Genomic DNA, 20,816 nt, shown 5'->3' on the forward strand with positions numbered 1-20,816 from the left:
CGACCTGAAGGGCGGTGCACGGCTCAAGGAATTATCGCGAGCCAGCTCGCTTCTACACCTACACCTACAGATGCAGAAGACAGCGACAAGATGCAGATAGCGACGCCACCCTGGCGCCGACAGTGGAACAACAAAAACAATCACTGTGAGGGATATCGATATGTCGGAACATGCTCAATCGATGGACGCGGCGGTCGCCGCGCCCACCAGCCGGGAAAGCCAGAAAGTCATCTTCGCCTCGTCCCTGGGGACGGTGTTCGAGTGGTACGACTTTTTCCTCTACGGCGCCCTCGCGGCGGTCATCAGCAAGCAGTTCTTCGCCGGGGTCAACGACACCACCGCCTTTATCTTCGCCCTGATGGCATTCGCCGCCGGCTTCGTGGTGCGGCCGTTCGGCGCCCTGGTGTTCGGGCGCCTGGGGGACATGATCGGGCGCAAGTACACCTTCCTCGCCACCATCATTCTCATGGGCCTGGCGACCTTCGCCGTGGGCCTGCTGCCGACCTACTCGAGCATCGGCATCGCCGCACCGATCATCCTGGTCGCCCTGCGCATGCTCCAGGGCCTGGCCCTGGGCGGTGAATACGGCGGCGCCGCGACCTACGTCGCCGAGCACGCGCCCCAGGGCAAGCGCGGCTTCCACACCAGCTGGATCCAGTCCACCGCGACCCTCGGCCTGCTGCTGTCGCTGCTGGTGGTGCTGGGCTGCCGCTACTTCACCGGCGATCAGTTCGAAGTCTGGGGCTGGCGCCTGCCGTTCCTGCTGTCGATCGTGCTGCTGGGCATTTCCACCTGGATCCGCCTGAGCCTGCACGAGTCGCCGGCCTTCCTGAAGATGAAAGAAGAAGGCCGCGCCAGCAAGGCGCCGATCCGCGAGTCCTTCGGCAAATGGGAAAACCTCAAGGTGGTGCTGATCGCCCTGTTCAGCATCAACGCCGGGCAGGCGGTGACCTTCTATGCCGCGCAGTTCTACGTGCTGTTCTTCCTCACCCAGTTCCTCAAGATGGACCCGGCCCTGGCCAATATGCTGCTGATCATCAGCGTGGTGATCGGCGCGCCGTTCTTCATCTTCTTCGGCTGGCTGTCAGACAAGGTCGGCCGCAAGCCGGTGCTGATGGTCGGCCTGCTGCTGGCCACCGCGCTGTACTTCCCGATCTTCAAGTCCCTGGCCCACTACGCCAACCCGGCCATCGACCAGGCCAGCCGCCAGGCGCCGATCAGCGTGCTGGCCGACCCCGCCACCTGCACCTTCCAGTTCGATCCGGTGGGCAAGGCGCGTTTCGACAGCCCGTGCGACAAGGTCAAGACCTTCCTGGTCAAGCAGGGCCTGCCCTACACCAGCGTCGCCGCGCCCGCCGGCAGCCCGGTGCAGGTCAACGTCGGCGACGTGCAACTCGACGGTTTCGACGAAGCGGCCCTGCGCGGCGCCGTGACCCTGGCCGGCTACCCGCAACAGGCCGACACCCAGAACGTCAACAAAACCATGGTGGTGGTGCTGATCGTCGCGCTGATCCTGATCGCCGCCATGTGCTACGGCCCGCTGGCGGCGCTGATGGTCGAGCTGTTCCCGACCCGCATCCGCTACACCTCCATGTCCCTGCCCTACCACATCGGCAACGGCTGGTTCGGCGGCTTCCTGCCCACCGTGTCCTTCGCCCTGGTGGTGTACACCGGCGATATCTTCTACGGCCTGTGGTACCCGGTGGTGATCACCGGGGTCAGCCTGCTCGTCGGCCTGATCTGCCTGCGCGAGACCCGTAACGTCGATATCGACAACAACTGAAAAGCCCGGCTGACGGCAGCGCCCCAAGCAGGGTTGCAGGCCCTGGGACGCTCAGCATCAGCCAAGAGAACCTGGCAAAAAAAACGGCGCGCCATGGCGCGCCGCTTCCGTTGCTGTCGATCAGGCCACGATATCGGTGGTCGCCGCCTGGCCGATGGTGCCCACAGCGAAGTCCACTGCGCCCAGGCCGGTGAGGTCGACCAGCAGGCTGGTCTGGTCGGTCTCGGCGTAGTAGGTCAGGATCGCGTCGCCGGCATGGCCGGTGAAGCCGCTGACGAAGTTCAGGGTCGCCTGCCCCGAGGCGAACGGCGCCAGGCCGCTGAGGTCGATCTTGTCCTGGCCACTGGTGAAATCCATGATCCAGTCGGGTTCGGTCAGGGTCGAATCGGAAGCCTCGCCGAACACGAAGGTGTCCGCCCCTGCCCCACCCCATAGCGTGTCGCGACCGCCGCCACCGTAGAGGATGTCGTTGCCGGCACCGCCCTCGAGGATGTTGGCCGCGGCATTGCCGATCAGCAGGTCGTTGCCCGCACCGCCGATGGCGTTTTCCAGGGTCACGCCATGGGCCACGGACACGTTGCCCACCAGGCCGCCGACGTCGGAGAACGAGCCCTCGTTGAGGTTGATCTTCTGGTTCTGGGTGAAGCCGGAGAAGTCCAGGGTGTCGTTGCCACCGCCATCCCACACCGAGAACACCAGCTTGGAGGCAGATGAGCTGGCGCTGTAGAAATCGCGCCCGGTGTTGGAGTTGAAGCCGTACACGGTGTCGTCGGCGCGGGTCTCGTGGTTGGCGCCGTAGAGTTTCTGCACCGCGACAATGTCGTCCATCAACGGCGCCGAGGCGTAGGCGCCACCGCCGTCCTTACTGAAGTCCTGCCCGGTGTTGCTCTCGCTCCAGTAGCTCATCAGGCTGTAGCCGCGCGTGTCCTGGGCGTAGGTGGCATCGTTGTAGGTCGGGTTGCCGTTGCCGGCGTTGTAGGCGCCCGGATGGGACAGGCCCAGGCTGTGGCCAATTTCGTGGGTCAGGGTCTGGCGACCGTAGTTACCGTTGCCCGGGGTTTCGTTGACCCGGTACTGATCGTTGATCAGGTACCAGGACTGGCCGTCATAGCTGCTGCCCGAAGGCAGGTAGGCGAAGGCCGCGCCACCGGTGCTGACGCTGTAGTTGCCGAAACTCAGGTGCCCGTCGCCGCCGCTCGCGGCTTCGTTGAAGCGCACATTGGCCACGTCCGACCAGGATTGCAGGGCCAGGAACGCCTGGGCTTTCTGCAAGGCGCTGAACTCGCTGAAGCTGCCCAGGTTCGGGTTGTAGTTGGCCGGCTTGCTGGTGAGGAAGCTGTAGCTGAGCTCGACCTTGCCGTCGCCGTTCTGGTCGTGCCAGGACAAGCCCTTGCGCAGGATCTGCTCGGCGGCCTGGTCCGCGGTGTACGACGGCTTGCCATTCACCAGCTCCGCGCCGCCACGGTCATAGGCATGGCTGAAGGCAGTGATCAGTTGGTAGGCATCGCTGCCCGGAGCTGCCGAAAAACCGGCATTTTCTTTGGCTTTTGACATCATTTACGTCCTTGTTCAACGCTGAAAATTTCCGATAGACCACGGCGACCTGTTAGCGAGATCGTCCTATCACTCGCCCTATTCAAGGCGGGGAAAAACTGACACAGACCCCGGCGTGGCGTCCACGATTTTTATTGTCCGACAATATGCCCGGGCGACTTTGCGCCTCATTAAAATCGCAACCCAGCCCCTGCCCCGGCGTGCCATACGCTAAGCTTCAGCGCTAATGGAACCACTGCCACACTCGTGCTTCTGCCTGTTTCCTGAAGGGGTCCACAATGAAAAAAATCCTCCTGAGCTGCACCCTGTCGATCCTTGCCAGTGCCGCCCACGCCGAAGGCATCCCGCTGTTCAACGTCGACTGTCCGGGCAACATTCCAGTCAGCGCGGACGAAGGCGGGCCGGTGTTCATCAACGGCAAAGAGGCCCAGACCAAGACCGTCAACGAGCGTTATTTCGAGGCCAAGGGCTCGGGCATCACGGTGGACATCAGCGTGGAGGACGACGACTCGGTGGTCGTGACCTACAGCGGCAAACAGGGTGCCAGCGGCATTTGCACCTCGGTCGACGACTGAGCCAACTCACGCACGTGTAGCCGCTGCCGAGGCTGCGGCTACGCCGAGACGCCTCCTAGAACAACCCCATCTGCCCACCCACCAGGGTGCTGAAGTCGTCCTGCACGAACGGCAGGATGGCATCCGCCACCGGCTGCAATTGGCGGGTCACGTAGTGATCGTAATCGATGGCCGCAGTGCGGTTTTCCAGGGGTTCGGGACCGGCCAGGGTGATCACGTAGCTGATCCAGCCACCGTTCTGATAACGCTGGGGCCGGCCCTGCCGCTGGTTGTATTCGTCGGCCAGGCGCGCGGCGCGCACATGGGGCGGCACGTTGCGTTCGTAATCGTCCAGTTGGCGGCGCAGGCGCTTGCGGTACACCAGTTGCTCGTCCAGTTCACCGGCCAGGGTGCGCCGCACGTAGTCGCGCACATAGTCCTGGTACGGCTGGCGGTGAAAGATCCGTTGGTACAGCTCCTGCTGGAACTGTTGGGCCAGCGGCGACCAGTCGGTGCGCACCGCTTCCAGGCCCTTGTAGACCATTTCCTGGGTGCCGTCGGCGCGGGTCACCAGGCCGGCGTAGCGCTTCTTGCTGCCCTCCTCCGCGCCCCGGATGGTCGGCATCAGGAAGCGGCAGAAGTGGGTTTCGAATTGCAGCTCCAGGGCGCTTTCCAGGCCGTACTCATCGCGCAGGTGATCGCGCCACCACTGGTTGACGTGCGCCACCAGCGCGCGGCCGATGCGCGTGGCATCCGCCTCGGCGTGGGCGCTGCCGAGCCAGACGAAGGTCGAGTCGGTGTCGCCGTAGATCACCTTGTGGCCCTGCGCCTCGATCAGTTGGCGGGTGCGACGCATGATTTCGTGGCCACGCAGAGTGATCGACGACGCCAGGCGCGGATCGAAGAAGCGGCAGCCGCTGGAACCGAGCACGCCGTAGAAGGCGTTCATGATGATCTTCAGCGCCTGGGACAGCGGCGCGTTGTGTTCGCGTTTCGCCACTTCGCGGCTCTCGGCGACCCGGGCGACGATCGAGGGCAGGCAATGCCGGGTGCGGGAAAACCGCGCACCGCGAAAGCCCGGCACCGATTGCTCGTCCGTTGGGTGGCGCAAGCCTTCCACCAGCCCCACCGGATCGATCAGGAAGCTGCGGATGATCGACGGGTACAGGCTCTTGTAGTCCAGCACCAGCACCGACTCGTAGAGACCCGGCCGCGAGTCCATGACAAAGCCGCCGGGGCTGGCTTGTGGCGGCTTCTCGCCGAGGTTCGGCGCGACGAAACCCTGGCGGTGCATCAGCGGCATGTACAGGTGGGTGAAGGCCGCCACCGAGCCGCCGTTGCGGTCGGCCGGCAGCCCGGTGACGGTGGCCCGTTCGAGAAGAAAGGTGAGCAGCTCGGTCTTGGCGAAAATCCGCGTCACCAGCTCGCAGTCCTTGAGGTTGTAGCGCGCCAGGGCGGGCTTGTCCTCGGCGAACATGCGGTTGATCTCGTCCATGCGCTGGTAAGGGTTGTCGATCGACTTGCCTTCGCCGAGCAGGGTCTGGGCGACGTTTTCCAGGCTGAACGACGGGAAGCTCCAGGTCGCCGAGCGCAGGGCCTCGATACCGTCGATGATCAGGCGCCCGGCGGCCGCAGCGAAATAATGGGTACGGCTGCCGTGTTCGCGCCACTGCATCTCTTCGCCGCCGCGCCCCAGGCGCAAGGGCACCGCCAGGCGCCGCGCGTGCTCGTGCAGCACCCGCAGATCGAACTGCACCAGGTTCCAGCCGATGATCGCATCCGGATCGTGCCGCGCCAGCCACTGGTTGAGCCGTTCGAGCAACTGCTCGCGGCTGGCGCAGAACTCCAGGTCGAAATCCACCGCGCTGTCGTCCTCGCGAGCGCGGCCGAGCATGTACACCTGGCGCTGGCCGCAGCCTTCCAGGGCGATGGAATACAGCTCGCCGGTCTCGCTGGTCTCGATATCCAGCGACACCAGCTTCAACGCCGGCCGGTAGTCCGGCGCCGGTTTCATCTGCGCCTCCAGCAGTATCCCGCCCTCGCCCGGGGTGCCGCCAAACCACACCGGCGCGGTGATGAAACGCTCCATCAGGTAGCGCTCGGGCGGCCGCACATCGGCCTCGAGCACCTCGACCCCGGCACGGCGCAGGGTCTTGTCGAGACGGATCAGTTGATTGTGCTGCGGGCAGTACAGGCCAAGCACCGGGCGGTGCTGGAAGTCGCACAGGTCCAAGGGGCGCAATTGCACATCGCGATCGTCGGCCAGCAGGCGCCGGGCCTGTTCCTGCTGTTCGGCGGGAATGAAGGCCACGGAGGTCTGCACCGGCAAGCGGATCTGGCGCGGCCCGGCATCGGTCGCCAACCAGAACTCGACTTCCGTGCCTGCCGGCGTGTCACGCCAATGCCGGGTCAGGACGAAGCCCTGCTGTAAATCCACCACTGCAACCTCAAGCACCTGTTTCAAGGTCTCGATTCTACCTGTCCTCGGTCGCGATAGCCCGTTCCGCTCATGTGCCGAAAGGTTTTGTCGGACAATATGTAGTGCTTTAAAATTTTCACTACAAACCGTTGACGAGGCGAATTTGCCCTTGCATGATGCAGGCGTCTCCCCGATCGGGAGACGTGGCAAAGGTGTTATGAGCAAGCTCGTCTGACCGCCGAGCTGTTAACCCGGATGTGTACTGCCCACAAGGCAGATTGATGAAACTGACCTGGCATGAACGTCCAGTACAAAGGGCGGGAAGCTGGCGAAAACTCCTCAAGATGCTTGTGGCCGAAACTGAAAACTTCGGCAGCTTGATCCAGGTTTACGCTGCTTCTCTTCGTTGTGACGCTATTGCGTAGCAGTTAATCAAGACGACTACACGCATCAGGCTCTGGGCCTTATCTGTATCCGACAGACACCCTCTGTCGCCCTGTTTCCGGTATCAGGGTTCAACTTACCGATGTAGCGATATCAATTAGCGACTCAACTAGATAGATCGAAATGGTCAAGGGGCTTACAAATGAATCTGAACAATCAACCTACTATTGATGAACTGTCTCATCTGTTCGCGGCACAGAAAGACAGCCATGACAGCCACATCCTGTGGATTGCCAAGTCTGGCCAGGTCCATATCGACTGCCTGTCGCCCCACGCCCATGAAGAAGAGTTCGACAAGAACAACCAGGACCTGCTGGCCCGCCTGAAAATGTACCGCCGTGGCCAGGGCTACGTCGGCAAGAAGGCCGCCGCCGACAGGGACTTCATCGGACGGGTATTCGATACCCTGAAGAATGAATGGCAATCGCTGCAGAACAAGTCGGAAGTTCGGGTGATTGACCGGTTCTGCTAAGTGCAACTTGTCGTTGTCGCTAACCGTTGCTCCATTAAATAAAAAGGGACGCTCCAATAAGAGCGTCCCTTTTTTATTGCAACTTTCCAGATAGTTGGAGGACGCGGTGTTTCTGCTAAACCGCGTTATCCTTGGCGGCAGGCTTACTTGACCTGACGCTGCGGCGCCTTGTGCACCATGGTGTAGGCATAGTCCACGCCCATGCCGTAGGCGCCGCTGTGCTCGCGCACCAGGTCCATCACCGCGTCGTAGGTGTCCTTGTGCGCCCAGTCGCGCTGGAATTCGAGCAGCACTTGCTGCCAGGTCACCGGCACCGCGCCGGCCTGGATCATGCGCTGTACCGACATGTCGTGGGCTTCCTGGCTGGTGCCGCCGGAAGCGTCGGTGACGATGTACACCTCGTAGCCTTCGGCCAGGGCTTCCAGGGCCGGGAAGTTCAGGCAGACCTCGGTCCACAGCGCGGCCATGATCAGCTTCTTGCGCCCGGTGGCCTTGACTGCTTCCACCAGTTTCTTGTCTTCCCAGGAGTTCATCGAGGTGCGCTCGATCGGCTGGTGATCCGGGAACACGCTGAGCAGTTCCGGCCAGATGTAGCCGCTGAAGCTCTCGGTTTCCACCGAAGTGAAGATGGTCGGCACGTTGAAGATCTTCGCCGCCTTGGCCAGGCCCACGGTGTTGTTCTTCAAGGTCTGGCGGTCGATCGACTGCACGCCGAAGGACATCTGCGGCTGGTGGTCGATCAGGATCAGGGCGGAGTTGTTTGGGTTGAGCAGTTCACGGATAGACATGGCGCGTTCCTTTTGCTGTCGAGTAGGTTCAAACGTTGAGTTGCACAATTCGGGAGCTCGGCGCGGGTTCCGCTGCGGGAGGCTGTGCGGCCGGCTTGGTGGCTAATTTAGGGGTTGGAATAAAAAGCAACAATTCCCTAAAATCGAGAATCATTGATTCCAAAAAAGGGACAGTCATGGATCGCATCGAATGCATGCGCGCGTTTGTCGTCACGGTCGACGCCAACGGCTTCGCCGCCGCGGCCCGGGCCATGGACGTGCCACGCTCGAAAGTCAGCAAACAGATTCAGGCGCTGGAGGAAGCCATTGGCGTGCAGTTGCTGCACCGCACCACCCGCAGCCTGCATCTGACCGAAGCCGGCGCCGAGTACTACGAGTCGGCGCGGGAAGTCCTGGCCGCCGTGGACGAGGCCGAACAACGGGCGCGGGACGGCATCGGCGAATTGCGCGGGGTGCTGCGGGTCAACGCGCCGATGTCCTTCGGCCTGCGTCGTCTCGGGCCGCTGGTGCCGCTGTTTCATGAGCAGCACCCGAACATCGAATTGCAGCTGGTGCTCAGCGACCAGCAAGTGGACCCGGTGCGCGGCGGCTTCGATGTGACCATTCGCATCGCCAGCCTGGCCGACTCGTCGATGGTCGCCAAGCTGCTGGCCCCGGCGCCGCGGATCATGGTGGCCTCGCCGGATTACCTGAAGCGCGCCGGTACCCCGCAGACGCCCCGCGACCTGACCGCCCACCAGTGCCTGAACTACGGCTACCTGCAAAGCGGGGTCAGCCTTCAATTGAGCAACGGCAAGGACACCCAGCGCGTCCACGTCACCGGCCCGCTGCACGCCAACAACGGCGACCTGCTGGCCCAGGCCGCCGAGGCCGGCATGGGCATCGCCCTGTTGCCCGACTTCATCGTCGCCGATGCCCTGGCCGCCGGCCGCCTGGTGCCGGTGCTGTGCGAATGGCAGGCGCCGCCGATCAGCATCCACGCGGTGTACCCGTCCGCCCGGCGCGTGCCGCAGAAGACCCGGGCCTTTATCGAGTTCCTGGTCGCCCAACTGGCGGAGAAACCGCCTGTGCATCCGTAGGTGATCCAGGCGAGATGGGGTGTCAGATACACCGCCTCGCGGGCAAGCCTCGCTCCTACAGAAGCCGGGAACACCATGGCGTCCCTGTAGCCGCTGCCGAGCCCGCGAGGCTGCGATCGGCACCGCAGGGGCCGCAAAACCAGGCACCGCGTTCCTACAGGCAAACCGCATGCGCAGGTTTTGCGAGGACTTCGTCCTCGAGCGCAGCCTCGCGCTGCTCGGCAGCGGCTACAGACATGCGTGAACACCCCCTCTTCTGTAGGAGCCAGGCTTGCCGGCGATGCAGGCGACGCGGTGCCGCGGGCGACCTGGGCTGTCTCGACGATGGACCTACACTGAAGGCATACACCTCGGCATTCGTGAGGGGCCATCATGCGTAACTCTCCCCAACTCGCGGCGCTCAGCCTGATCGCTACCCTCGCCTACCTCGGCCTGGCCATCCTCGGCATGGGCGGACCGGTGGCGTTTTTCTCCCACCCGGCGTTGTGGGTCATTACCCTGTCCCTGCTGGCCATGGCCTTTGTTGCCCAGTTCAGCGAAGGCAACCTGAGCCCCGGCAAACAGGAAGACCGGGAAAACCGCTGGGTCCTCGTCGCCTTCGGCATCCTCGGGCTGTTGCTGGCCTTTCTTCCCGCCTATACCGACCGCCTGGACTTCTGGACCTTTGGTAGCACCGACGTGCGCTGGTTCGGCGTGGTGTTCTTTATCGGCGGCGGCATATTGCGGCTGTGGCCGGTGTTCGTGCTGGGCAAGCGCTTCAGTGGCCTGGTGGCGATCCAGCCCGGCCATCAGCTGGTGACCACCGGGATCTACGGCACCCTGCGCAACCCGAGTTACCTGGGGTTGCTGATCAATTGCGTGGGCTGGGCCCTGGCCTTCCGCTCCGGGGTCGGCCTGCTGCTGACCGCCTTGATGCTGATCCCGCTGATTGCCCGCATCCACGCCGAAGAAGCCTTGCTGCGCAAAGAATTCGGCAAGCAATACGACACTTACTGCGCCTACACCTGGCGCCTGGTGCCGTGGGTTTACTGAGGATTTTTTCCGCCGGGCTGCCGGGGGCGGTGTTAAATATTTTGTGACGCGCCCCTTGGCAGCGAGGACCAGTCCCGGTAAAACGGTGAACCTCACTTGCACGAAATGTCCGTGAATTCTTGACGAGATCCGCCGGCCGATGAACGCCTTGTGTTGCCGCCCGCCCTGCCAGCCCCGCGCTGCTGCCTCGTGCAGCCGCCTCGGCATCGGCATTGGAACGGCAACAACACAACGCACCCACGGCGATCTCCACGGCAACCCCGGGGCCCGGCGATGAAACTGCTGGTCAACCTGCCCATGGCCCTGTGCCGCTCCCGCCTGCGTCATTCCTCGCGCCCTCCGGACCTCTCGCTTTCGCTCTGAACGCGTCCCTCTGCGCGTCGAGCCTTGCCGCCTTGCTATCTGCCATTGCAAGCGGGCCCTGCCGGCGCCGCTGCATGAACCGAACCTGCGCGCCGCCATGGCGCAAGCGAGAGAACCATGAAATTTGCAGCCCTTGACGAGGCCCGTAGCTTCCTGGCCGCCAACCCCGATATCGACATGATCGAGCTGTTCATCCTCGACGCCAACGGCGTGCCGCGCGGCAAGCTGTTGCACCGCGAGGAACTGCTGGCGGTCTATGAAAGCGGCCGGCCGCTGCCCAGCACTATCCTCGGCCTGACCCTGCAGGGCGACGACGTGGAAAACTCCGGGCTGGTCTGGGACGTCGGCGATATCGACTGCCGCGCCTATCCCCTGGCCGGCAGCCTGGTGCGCCTGCCGTGGCGGCAGATCCCCACCGCCGCGGTGCAGGTCAGCATGCACCCACAGGAAGGCCTGCCCGCCAGCATCGCCGACCCGCGCCACCTGTTGATCAAGGTCATCGACCAACTCAAGGCCGAGGGTTATCACCCGGTGATGGCCTGCGAGCTGGAGTTCTACCTGCTGGACGCCAGGCGCGACAGCAACGGCCGCCCGCAACCGGCGCTGGACGCCGACGGCGGCCGGCCACGGCATACCCAGGTCTATGGCTTGCGCGAGCTGGAGCAGATCGAACCCTTCCTCGCCGACCTCTACGCCGCCTGCAAACTGCAAGGGATCCCGGCGCGCACGGCGATCTCCGAATACGCCCCGGGGCAGGTGGAAATCACCCTGGAACACGGCGACGCCCTGGAGGCCATGGACCAGGCGGTGCGCTACAAACGCCTGGTCAAGGCGGTGGCCCACCGACACGGAATGCAGGCGACCTTCATGGCCAAGCCCTTCGATGACCTGGCGGGCACCGGCATGCACATGCATGTGAGCATCGCCGACGCCGAGGGCCACAACCTGTTCGCCGCCGAAGACCCGGCCGGCACCCCGCTGCTGCGCCAGGCGGTGGGCGGCATGCTCGCGTCGCTGCTCGACTCGCTGCTGCTGTTCTGCCCCAACGCCAACTCCTACCGCCGCTTCCAGGCCAACAGCTACGCGCCGCTGGCGCCGACCTGGGGCGTCGACAACCGCACCGTGAGCCTGCGGGTGCCGGGCGGTCCGGCCAACAGCCGGCATATCGAGCACCGCATCTGCGGCGCCGACGCCAACCCCTACCTGGCCGCCGCGGCGATCCTCGCCGGGATCCATCGCGGCCTGCGCGAACAACTCGATCCGGGCGATCCGGTGCAAGGCAACGGCTATGCCCAGGCCAGCGAACTGCTGCCCACCGACTGGCTGACCTCGCTGACCGCCCTGGAAAATTCCACCTGGGCCCGCGACGCCCTGGGCAGCGAATTCCTCGGGGTCTACCTGGCGGTCAAGCGCGCCGAATACCGCCAGTTCATGGCCGAAGTCGGCGAGCAGGACTGGCGTTGGTACCTGACCCAGGCGTGACGCGCTGGCCGGCGTCACAGCGCCGGCCCGGCCCCAACAAAAATTCGAGAACATCCCATGACAGTCGCATTCAACCCGGTCACACCGGCAGCCGAACGCTGCCCTTCGTATTACAGCGCCACCCTCAACAGCGAAACCGCCTACCCGACCCTGCAAGGCCAGGTGAGCGTCGACGTGGTGATCATCGGCGGCGGTTTCACCGGCGTCGCCAGCGCCGTGGAACTGGCGGAAAAAGGCCTGAAAGTGGCCATCGTCGAGAGCCACAAGATCGGCTGGGGCGCCACCGGGCGCAACGGCGGCCAGGTCACCGGCAGCCTGTCCGGCGACGAGGCCATGCGCAAGCAGATGCGCCGCACCCTGGGCGACGAAGTCGACGATTTCATCTGGCAGTTGCGTTGGCGCGGGCACCGGATCATCCGCCAGCGCGTGGACAAATACGCCATCGCCTGCGACCTCAAGCACGGCCACCTGCACGCTGCCTACAAGCCCAGCCACCTCGCCGGTCTACGCGCCGACTACGAAGAAGCGGTGCGCCGCGGCATGGGCGATGAGGTCAGCCTGCTGGACAAGCAACAGCTGCGCGAGGTGCTGGACAGCCCGCTGTACCACGGCGCGATCAAGAACACCCGCAACCTGCACCTGCATCCGCTGAACCTGTGCATTGGCGAAGCCCGCGCCGCCGAGAGCCTCGGCGCGCTGATCTTCGAACACAGCGAGGTGCTGCAGATTGTCCACGGCGAGCGCCCGGCGGTGATCACCGCCCAGGGCCGCATCGACGCCAGGCAGGTGCTGCTGGCCGGCGACGTCTACCACAAGCTGGAGCCGAAACAGCTCAAGGGCAAGATCTTCCCGGCCATGGGCGGCATCGTCACCACCGCGCCCCTGGGCGACCTGGCCAAGCGCCTCAACCCCCAGGACCTGGCGGTCTACGACTGCCGCTTCGTGCTCGACTATTACCGCATGACCGCCGACGGCCGCCTGCTGTTCGGCGGCGGCGCCAACTACAGCGGCAAGGATTCGCGGGACATCGCCGGCGAATTGCGCCCCTGCATCGAACGCACCTTCCCGGCGCTCAAGGGCGTGGCCATTGACTTCCAGTGGAGCTGCGCCATGGGCATCGTGATCAACCGCATCCCGCAGCTGGGCAAGCTCTCGGACAACGTCTGGTACTGCCAGGGCTACTCCGGCCACGGCATCGCCACCAGCCACATCATGGGCGAGATCATGGCCCAGGCCATCACCGGGCATCTCGAGCACTACGACACCTTCGCCGCCTGCCAGCACATCCGCGTGCCCTTCGGCGACCAGCTGGGCAACCCGATGCTGGCGGCGGGCATGTGGTACTACCAGATGCTCGAACGGTTGCGCTAAGGCCTCGTACTCCTCGCTTCTGTAGGAGCGAAGCTTGCTCGCGATGGCGCCCTCAAGACCGCCATCGCCAGCAAGCCTTTCGCCCGCGGAACCTGCCCGGTAGCGATCTGTAACCATTGAAAATCGTCGACCCTGGAATCGGGTAGTACGCTTGCGCGGCACCCTGAATGCTCAGTGCCAGAACCGACCGGGCACTCCTACTCAAGCGCACGCCCAAGCGGGTGCCAGGGCAACACATAAACCGGCCTTCGTGGCCCTCCAGTTTCAATGAACAAGGATCGCTCAAGCATGAAATTCGCCTACACCATTTTCTATGTCCCGGATGTCAGCACCTCGCTGGCTTTCTTCAATCGCGCCTTCGGCCTGCCCACCCGTTTCCTCCATGAATCCGGTACCTATGGCGAACTGGAAACCGGCGCCACCACCCTCGCTTTCGCCGCCCATGAACTGGGCGAGATGAACTTCAGCGGCGGTCACGTCGAGGCCCATAGCTCGGCCAGGCCGCTGGGCATGGAGATTGGTCTGGTCTGCGAAGACGTGCACGCAGCCCATCAAAAGGCGCTGGATGCCGGCGCCAGCGAACTTAGCGCGCCCAGCGAAAAACCCTGGGGGCAGACCGTGTCCTACGTGCGTTGCCCCGACGGCCTGCTGGTGGAGTTGTGCACGGCGGTGCAGTCCTAGACCCCTCGACCCGCCTTGCTCGCGATGGCCTCCTTGAGATCGCCATCGCCGGCAAGCCAAGGCGGGTCAGGCGGGGGTGCGCGGCAAGGCGCGTTTGTGGGCGGTGCGGTGGTAGGCGGTTTCGATCAGATGGCGCACGGCATCGGACACCGGCTCGCCCATCAGGTAGGCGTCGATCTCGGCGTAGCTGCAGCCATAAGCCGTTTCGTCCAGCTTGCCCGGCGCCAGTTCTTCAAGGTCCGCCGTGGGGGCCTTGTGCACCAGGTGCCCGGGAGCGCCAAGCGCCTCGGCCAGCGCGCGCACCTGGGTCTTGGTCAGGCCCGACAGCGGAGCCAGGTCGCAGGCACCGTCGCCGTACTTGGTGAAAAACCCCATCAGGGCCTCGGCCCCGTGGTCGGTCCCCACCACCAGGCCGTTGCTGAAGTTGGCGACCGCATACTGCGCCAGCATCCGCGCCCGCGCCTTGACGTTGCTCTTGGCGAAGTCGGTCAGTTCGGCCGACGGCCGCAAGCCATCGATCCGCACCTGGTTCATCAGACCGTCGACACTCTCGGCAATGTTGCAGGTGCTGACCGAGTCCGGGCGGATAAAGTCCAGGGAGGCCTGGGCATCGCTTTCGTCAGCCTGGCTTTTATAGGGCAGGCGCATGGCGATGAAGCGGGTGTCGTGCCCTGCCCCGCGCATCTGCTCCACCGCCAACTGGCACAGGCGGCCAGCGGTCAGGGAATCGACGCCACCGCTGATGCCCAACACCAGGGCCTGGCCGCCGGACTCGCGCAACACCTGCTGGATGAAGTCCACGCGCCGGATGATTTCCGCGGCTTCGTCTCCGCGCGCCAGTTGCCGATCGATGCCCAGCTCCCGGGCAATTCGTTCTTGGGTTTGGCTGCTCATATCAGGCCTCCAGGGGCGAGTTACTGAGGTTGACGTTGAACACCTGCGCCGCGTACCTGAGGAACGACGGGTCTTCGCAGACGTTCTTGATCGGGTCATCGGAAAACTTCACCACCGGTTCGCCATGCACTCGCACCAGCTTCATCACAATGCTCAGCGGCTCGACGTCTTCGACGTCGCAGGCCAGGCTGGTGCCCATGCCGAAACCGAACCGGGCCTGGCCACGCACATGGCGCAGGATCGGCAGGCATTTCTCGAAGTTCAGGCCGTCGGAGAACATCAGGTCCTTGGTCCGTGGGTCGATGCCCAGTTCCCGGTAGCGGGCCAGGACCTTGTCGGCCCAGGCAATCGGGTCCCCGGAATCCTGGCGCAGGCCGTCGTAGAGCTTGGCGAAGTACAGGTCGAAGTCCTTGAGGAAGAAGTCGGTGCTGATGCAGTCGGTCAGGGCAATGCCCAGGCGTCCGCGGTATTCGTGCACCCAGTTTTCCAGGGCCGAGTTCTGGCTCTCGCGCAGCCGTCCCAGTTGCTGGTGCACCATCAGCCACTGGTGGGCCATGGTGCCGATCAGCGGCAGGTCGAACTCATAGGCCAAGTGGGCGTTGCTGGTGCCGACGAAGACCCCGGGGAAGTCGCTGCGCATGATCTTCACCACCTCGCGCTGGGCCTTGAACGACAGACGCCGACGCGTAGAGAAGTCCGAGACCCGCAGCTCGGCGAGCTCTTCGCGGCTGGCGTTTTTCTCCAGCCATTCGAATTTCCGATAGAGCCGGCGGGTGACGTCCGCAAGCTCCACCTCCGGATACCTGTCGCGGTTGCGCAACTCACTGACCATGGCCAGCACCGGCTGCTCGAACATGATGCAGTGCAACATCGGGCCGCGGACGCGGATGCTCAGTTGGCCATCGACCGCCGCCACGTGGATGTAGCGCAGGTTGAAACGGAACAGGCCGAGAAACTGCTCGAAGTCCGGGGTCAGGTACTCGCGAAAACGCTTGTTGAACAGAAAGCGCTGTTCGCCTTCGCGCATCTGCAGACTGGCGAGCTTTTCCAGTTCCTGGCGGATCTGCGGGATCAGATGCACCAGGGACTCTCTGGAGCGGACGATGAACTGGTATTCCACATCGACATTGGGGTGCTGGTGCAGCACCGCCTGCATCATGGTGAAGGTGTAGTAGTCGGTGTCCAGCAGGCTCTGGATCACGCCATTGTTACGGTCAAATGCACTTTCCATGGTGACTCCTCAGGCACTGGCCAATCTGGCGGTTTCTTCGCGGGTCGCGGCCACCGCGATACCCGCTTGTTGCATCTCGTCGATCGCCTGGGTGGCGCCCTCTGCGCTGATGGCGCGGCATGCCGGCAGATGGATGATCACCTTGAAGCCGGCGGCGGCCAGTTGCAGGGCGGTGGTCTTGACACAGAAATCCAGGGCCAGGCCGCCGACGATGACCCGTTGCACACCCTGGCTGTCGAGGTATTCGATGACCCCGGTGGACAGCTTGCCGTGCAGGTCGTGGTAGCAGGCGCCGTAGGGGTGCAGGTCCGGCTCCACGCCCTTCCACACGAAGTAGTCGTAGTCATAGGGCGTCGGCAATTCGTCCAGCAGGGCGAACCCTTCGGTGCCCGGTACGCAGTGGCTGACCCAGGTCAGGTCGGCATGCTCCAGGCCGGTGGGCTGGAGCATCTGCCCGGGCTCGGCCACCACCCAGGGGGCCTGGGGGCTGTGGGCGTCCTTGCTGCCGATGCGCAGGCTGGCCAGGGTCGCCATGAAATTCAGCTCGCCACCGATGCGGTCGCCCTCGGCCACGGGCAGTTCGTCCGGGCACAGCGGGGTAAAGCTCTTTTGTGCATCGACATCGAAGGAAGCGGTCTTCATCGTTTGGCTGTTCATGCTGGTCTTCTCCTTTGCATGGGACTTAAAGTACATGTCATGTACTTTAAAGACAACCCCCTTTGACTCCGTTTTTTATTTCACCGATCCGAACCAAACAATATAAATAGCGCATGACATGCCGATTCCCTGCGCACACAAGCAATGATAAGGTACACGTCATGTACCAATAAGGAGATGCAGATGTTTGAACTGGCCCTCTATGGCGGTGCCTTCAACCCGCCCCACGCCGGTCACGCCCGGGTCATGCTTGAAGCCGCCCGCCACGCCCGGCGCGTGCTGGTGGTCCCCAGCTTTCGCCATCCGGACGGCAAGCGCATGGCCGACTTCGAGCAACGGGTGGACTGGTTGCAGGCCATCACCCGGCACCTGCAACCCGAGTGCCCAGCCGAACTGGCAGTGAGCCGCCTGGAGCAGCGACTGGGCCTGGCCGATCCCGCCCCGGTCTACAGCTACACCCTGCTGCAACGGCTGGCGGACGACCTGGCTCTGGACGGCAAGCGCATTGCCTTGGTGGTGGGTGAGGACGTGGCGCGCCAGTTGCCCGGGTTCCATCGCGGCGAGGAGCTGCTGCAGCGCTTCTCCATCCTGCGGATCGAAGAACAACCGGGGGTGCGCAGCAGCGTGTTGCGCCAATGCCTGGCCCGCGGCGAAACACCGCCAAGCCAATGGCTGGCACCGGGCATGAATCCGCTAAACTACGGCCTCTACGCCGTCCACGGAAGTTGATATGCCCGACCGCCCCCTCTCCCCCAGCGCCTACCTGCACACCATCGACCTGTGCCTGCTGCGCTATAACCGCGAACGCTCCGAGCTGGAAATCCTCCTCCATCAACGCGACGGCGAGCCCTTCGCCGGGCACTGGGCCCTGCCGGGCATCGTGGTCAACGGCGATGTCGAGGACCGCAGCCTGAATGATGCGGTGCAGCGGCTGCGGCGCTCCAGCAAGGTGGACATGCCCCTGGCCTGGCTGGAGCAGGTGGGCACGGTCGGCGACGCCTTTCGCGACCCGCGCTGCTGGTCGTCCTCGACCTTCTACCTGGGGATCGTCAGCGAGCCGGTGGAACCCGGCCCGCAGCAGGGTTTCTTTACCCTCGGCGACGTGGCCAGCGGCAGCTTCAAGCTGCCCTTCGACCACAACAGCCTGGTGGCCCAGGTGCACGAGCGGCTGTTTTCCAAATCCCTGTACAGCAGCCTGCCGTTGATGTTTCTCGGCAGCGAATTCAGCGCCCCCGAAGCGGTGAACATCTTCTCCCTGGTGCTGCAACGGCCAGTGCTCAAGACCAGCATCCGCCAGCGCCTGTTGAAGATGAGCGAAGCCGGTTACCTGCGCGAAACCGGACGCAAGAAAAGCGGCGACGGCGGCCGGCCGCAAGCCACAGTGGAAAATCTCAAGCCCGCCGAGCTGTACCTGTTCGATCGCTGTTTTCTGGAGTGATACCCCCCATGAGTTCCATCGCCGACAACCAGTGCCTGCTGGAAACCCCGTATTTCAAGGTGGTCCGTGAGCAGGGCTACTTCATCATCAAGGAACCCCGGGCGGTGAACGGCGTGGTGGCCGTGCCGACCCTGGCCGATGGCCGGCTGATGCTGGTCAACCTCAAGCGGCGGGCCATCGGCGGCCAGTCCATCGAGTTTCCCCGCGGCGCCATCGATGCCGGGGAAAGTGCCGTTGACGCCGCGGCCCGCGAATTGCTGGAGGAAACCGGCTGGCAGGCGTCGCACGTTCGCGAACTGGGCCTGCTGCACAGCAACACGTCGCTGATCGCCAGCGCGGTGGCGGTGTGCCAGGTGCAGATTGCCGAGCAACAGGCCGCCGCCACCGATGGTGAAGTGGACCATCTGCTGTGGGTCAGTCGCCAGGAATTGATGACGCTGATTGCCACCGGCCGGATCACCGACGGCCACACCCTGTCGGCGGCGATGATGCTGCTGGCCAGCGAGTCGGCCTAACGCCAGCCAGCCCTGCTGCCGGTCCTCCGGCACCAGGGCATCGGGCATCAAGTCCTCCTCTCACGCTCTTGCGCTGCTGCCCCGCGCGGGCACAACCCCCGCCCGACCCTATGCATCCCGGAATCTGTTCTAGGCTTGGACCTCTGGCGACTATTGATTTAGAGCCATCGAGCAAGTGGAAACACATGGAAATGACTTTCAAGGAGAAACCCCATGTCTGCGATTCCTTCCAGAACCAACCGCTCTCCCCTGCGCATGAACAAGGATGTCACCGCGCTGATTCCGGACTTCCCCTTTCACTACGCCGACTTTCTGCAGAAAGCACAGGGCAGCCCCTTGGGCCATGTCGCCCCGGAGAACTACGGGAAACAGGTGCTGATCGTCGGTGCCGGCGTCGCCGGCCTGGTCGCCGCCTATGAGGCCATGCGCATGGGCCTGCACCCGGTGGTGGTCGAAGCCTCGGAGCGCATCGGCGGGCGGCTCTACTCCAAGGTCCAGGGCGACCCCGAAAACCCAGGCGACCAGGTGCTCTGCGAACTGGGCGCGATGCGCTTTCCGGTGTCCGGCAAGGCGCTGTTCCACTACTTCCGAAAGGTCGGCATGACCGAAAACTCGGCGGACTTTCCCAACCCGGGCACCGCCGCGGCGATTAGCACCGTGGTCGATTACCGCGGGGAAAAAACCTATTACGAAGTGGACGGCAACCCGGACTTTCCAAAACCACCGGAATACACCGACCTGGAAAACCAGTTCTTCGATAAATTCCTGGAAACCTACGATTTCACCGCCATGGAAAAGGCCATGACTGAAGGCTCCATCAGTCAACAGACGATCAAGAAGCTGTGGAACGCCATCATCAACCCCACGACCGGCACCAGCGGCGACGATGTCAGCTTCTACGCCGCGCTCCTGGAAAACTCCGGCTGGAGCAAGGCCGATATCGACCTGTTCGGCCAGATCGGCTTCGGCACCGGCGGCTGGAACACCGACTACCCGAACAGCATCCTTGAACTGCTGCGCGTGCTGTACACCGGCCTGGACGCCGACCACCAACTGATGTTCGACGGCTCTTCCAGCCTGCCGCAACGGCTCTGGTCGAAGACCCCGCAAGAGCTGGGCGACACGATGAAGCATTGGTCCGCGGGAACCACGGTCGAAACCCTGGCCCGCGAGGTATTCACCGACCCGTTCCACCAGGAGGTTCGACACATCGAACGCCAGCGGGATGGCTCCTTCCTCGTCTCCATCACCGACACCCGCAACCAAAAAACCCAGCAACGCTACTTCCCCAGCGTCATCTACACCCCGCATGTGCGGATCCTCGACAAACTGCGCTACTCGGGGAACCCACGAAGCCTTCCCGCCATGAACAGCCTGCTGCCCATCGATACCTGGGAAGCCATCATGTACACCCACTACATGCAGTCGGCGAAGATTTTCGCCGCCACCCGGCGCCCGTTCTGGAACGACCCGGTGGCAGAGGGCGAGCAACGCAAGATGAGCATCACCCTGTCCGACCGGCTGACCCGCGGCACCTATCTGGTGGACTACTCGGCCAGCAAGGGCGACTACAAAGGCAGCGGGATCTTCCTGTCCTACACCTGGAACGACGATGCCCTGAAGTTCCTCGGCGACCGCCCCGCGCCGCTGCCGCAGCATGTCGATCTGTGTACCAACCTGCTGGACAACCTCTACCCGCAGATCAACCTCAACGAGCAATACAGCACGGTCGATGCGTTCGTGGAGCACAACTGGGAGGACCAGCCGCTGTACCTGGGCGCCTTCAAGATGAACCTGCCGGGGCAGTACGAGTATCAGCGGCGGATCTTTTCCCAGTTCATGAGCGACGTCGGCACGGACAATCCCGACCGTTTCATCCTGGCCGGCGATGACGTGTCCTGGACCGCTGGCTGGGCCGAAGGCGCGGTCACCACCGCGATCAACGCGGTGAACAAGCTGGCGGTGTGTTTTGGCAGCGGCAGCCTGCCGGGCAACCCGGGGCCGGTGGAATCCTGGGACAGCCTCAAGCCTGTCGAACTGGCTTGACCGAACCTGCGTG

General features: G+C 63.8%; 18 protein-coding genes. 12 read left to right on the plus strand and 6 right to left on the minus strand.

Translation table 11 applies throughout. The annotated features are described in order from the left end of the window. Nucleotides 1-160: 160 nt before the first annotated feature. Nucleotides 161-1,783, plus strand: a complete 1,623-nt coding sequence (locus tag BM019_RS12485; protein WP_092418429.1) for an MFS transporter — start codon at nt 161-163, stop codon at nt 1,781-1,783. Between the two features lie 120 nt (nt 1,784-1,903). Here the strand turns inward: BM019_RS12485 and BM019_RS12490 are convergent, their stop codons facing one another. Further along, entirely contained in the window at nt 1,904-3,337 is a 1,434-nt protein-coding gene (locus BM019_RS12490) for a serralysin family metalloprotease (protein WP_092418430.1), read from the minus strand. 278 nt (nt 3,338-3,615) lie between these two features. On the opposite strand from BM019_RS12490, the gene BM019_RS12495 reads away from it, so the two are divergent. After that, the gene (locus tag BM019_RS12495; protein WP_092418431.1) at nt 3,616-3,912 is read left to right on the plus strand and encodes a hypothetical protein; all 297 of its coding nucleotides are present in this window, start codon (nt 3,616-3,618) and stop codon (nt 3,910-3,912) included. 55 nt (nt 3,913-3,967) lie between these two features. Here the strand turns inward: BM019_RS12495 and BM019_RS12500 are convergent, their stop codons facing one another. Next, entirely contained in the window at nt 3,968-6,328 is a 2,361-nt protein-coding gene (locus BM019_RS12500) for a DNA polymerase II (protein WP_175510646.1), read from the minus strand. A gap of 568 nt (nt 6,329-6,896) precedes the next feature. Here BM019_RS12500 and BM019_RS12505 point away from each other — a divergent pair. Next, complete coding sequence (locus BM019_RS12505; protein ID WP_009043285.1) at nt 6,897-7,226, plus strand: hypothetical protein; 330 nt, start codon at nt 6,897-6,899, stop codon at nt 7,224-7,226. A 143-nt stretch (nt 7,227-7,369) separates the two neighbouring features. Here BM019_RS12505 and BM019_RS12510 read toward each other — a convergent pair whose 3' ends face one another. Further along, the gene (locus BM019_RS12510) at nt 7,370-8,014 is read right to left on the minus strand and encodes a hydrolase (protein ID WP_092418433.1); all 645 of its coding nucleotides are present in this window, start codon (nt 8,012-8,014) and stop codon (nt 7,370-7,372) included. 176 nt (nt 8,015-8,190) lie between these two features. Between BM019_RS12510 and BM019_RS12515 the strand changes: the two genes are divergently transcribed. The 5 genes from BM019_RS12515 to BM019_RS12535 all read left to right on the plus strand — a co-directional run bounded on the left by BM019_RS12515 (nt 8,191) and on the right by BM019_RS12535 (nt 14,022). Continuing rightward, nucleotides 8,191-9,093, plus strand: a complete 903-nt coding sequence (locus BM019_RS12515) for a LysR family transcriptional regulator (protein WP_085530488.1) — start codon at nt 8,191-8,193, stop codon at nt 9,091-9,093. A 372-nt stretch (nt 9,094-9,465) separates the two neighbouring features. Continuing rightward, a complete protein-coding gene (locus tag BM019_RS12520) occupies nt 9,466-10,125 on the plus strand; it encodes a methyltransferase family protein (protein WP_009043282.1) in 660 nt (219 codons plus the stop codon). A gap of 480 nt (nt 10,126-10,605) precedes the next feature. Further along, on the plus strand, nt 10,606-11,970 hold the full coding sequence (locus tag BM019_RS12525) for a glutamine synthetase family protein (RefSeq protein WP_092418434.1): 1,365 nt from the start codon (nt 10,606-10,608) through the stop codon (nt 11,968-11,970). A 57-nt stretch (nt 11,971-12,027) separates the two neighbouring features. Further along, nucleotides 12,028-13,341 carry an NAD(P)/FAD-dependent oxidoreductase gene (locus BM019_RS12530; RefSeq protein ID WP_092418435.1) on the plus strand — a complete coding sequence of 438 codons (1,314 nt, stop codon included), beginning with the start codon at nt 12,028-12,030 and terminating at the stop codon, nt 13,339-13,341. 288 nt (nt 13,342-13,629) lie between these two features. Then, nucleotides 13,630-14,022 carry a VOC family protein gene (locus tag BM019_RS12535; protein ID WP_062825417.1) on the plus strand — a complete coding sequence of 131 codons (393 nt, stop codon included), beginning with the start codon at nt 13,630-13,632 and terminating at the stop codon, nt 14,020-14,022. Between the two features lie 66 nt (nt 14,023-14,088). On the opposite strand, the gene nadE is transcribed toward BM019_RS12535, so the two are convergent. The 3 genes from nadE to BM019_RS12550 are packed head-to-tail and all read right to left on the minus strand — an operon-like array spanning nt 14,089 to nt 16,804. Continuing rightward, complete coding sequence (nadE, locus tag BM019_RS12540) at nt 14,089-14,916, minus strand: ammonia-dependent NAD(+) synthetase (protein WP_092418436.1); 828 nt, start codon at nt 14,914-14,916, stop codon at nt 14,089-14,091. A gap of 1 nt (nt 14,917) precedes the next feature. Beyond that, entirely contained in the window at nt 14,918-16,147 is a 1,230-nt protein-coding gene (pncB, locus tag BM019_RS12545; RefSeq protein ID WP_092418437.1) for a nicotinate phosphoribosyltransferase, read from the minus strand. A 9-nt stretch (nt 16,148-16,156) separates the two neighbouring features. After that, nucleotides 16,157-16,804 carry a nicotinamidase gene (locus BM019_RS12550; protein WP_085530483.1) on the minus strand — a complete coding sequence of 216 codons (648 nt, stop codon included), beginning with the start codon at nt 16,802-16,804 and terminating at the stop codon, nt 16,157-16,159. Nucleotides 16,805-16,987: 183 nt separating this feature from the next. Here BM019_RS12550 and BM019_RS12555 point away from each other — a divergent pair, with 183 nt between their 5' ends. From BM019_RS12555 to BM019_RS12570, 4 genes are all read left to right on the plus strand, one after another. Continuing rightward, nucleotides 16,988-17,533 carry an adenylyltransferase/cytidyltransferase family protein gene (locus BM019_RS12555; protein WP_062825413.1) on the plus strand — a complete coding sequence of 182 codons (546 nt, stop codon included), beginning with the start codon at nt 16,988-16,990 and terminating at the stop codon, nt 17,531-17,533. A gap of 1 nt (nt 17,534) precedes the next feature. Further along, on the plus strand, nt 17,535-18,242 hold the full coding sequence (locus BM019_RS12560) for an NUDIX hydrolase (RefSeq protein WP_092418438.1): 708 nt from the start codon (nt 17,535-17,537) through the stop codon (nt 18,240-18,242). An 8-nt stretch (nt 18,243-18,250) separates the two neighbouring features. Continuing rightward, entirely contained in the window at nt 18,251-18,757 is a 507-nt protein-coding gene (locus BM019_RS12565) for an NUDIX hydrolase (RefSeq protein WP_092418439.1), read from the plus strand. Between the two features lie 213 nt (nt 18,758-18,970). Next, entirely contained in the window at nt 18,971-20,803 is a 1,833-nt protein-coding gene (locus tag BM019_RS12570) for a flavin monoamine oxidase family protein (RefSeq protein ID WP_092418440.1), read from the plus strand. The last annotated feature ends 13 nt before the right edge of the window (nt 20,804-20,816 follow it).

It is taken from the genome of Pseudomonas sp. NFPP07, assembly GCF_900115645.1.
Lineage (GTDB): Bacteria > Pseudomonadota > Gammaproteobacteria > Pseudomonadales > Pseudomonadaceae > Aquipseudomonas > Aquipseudomonas chlororaphis.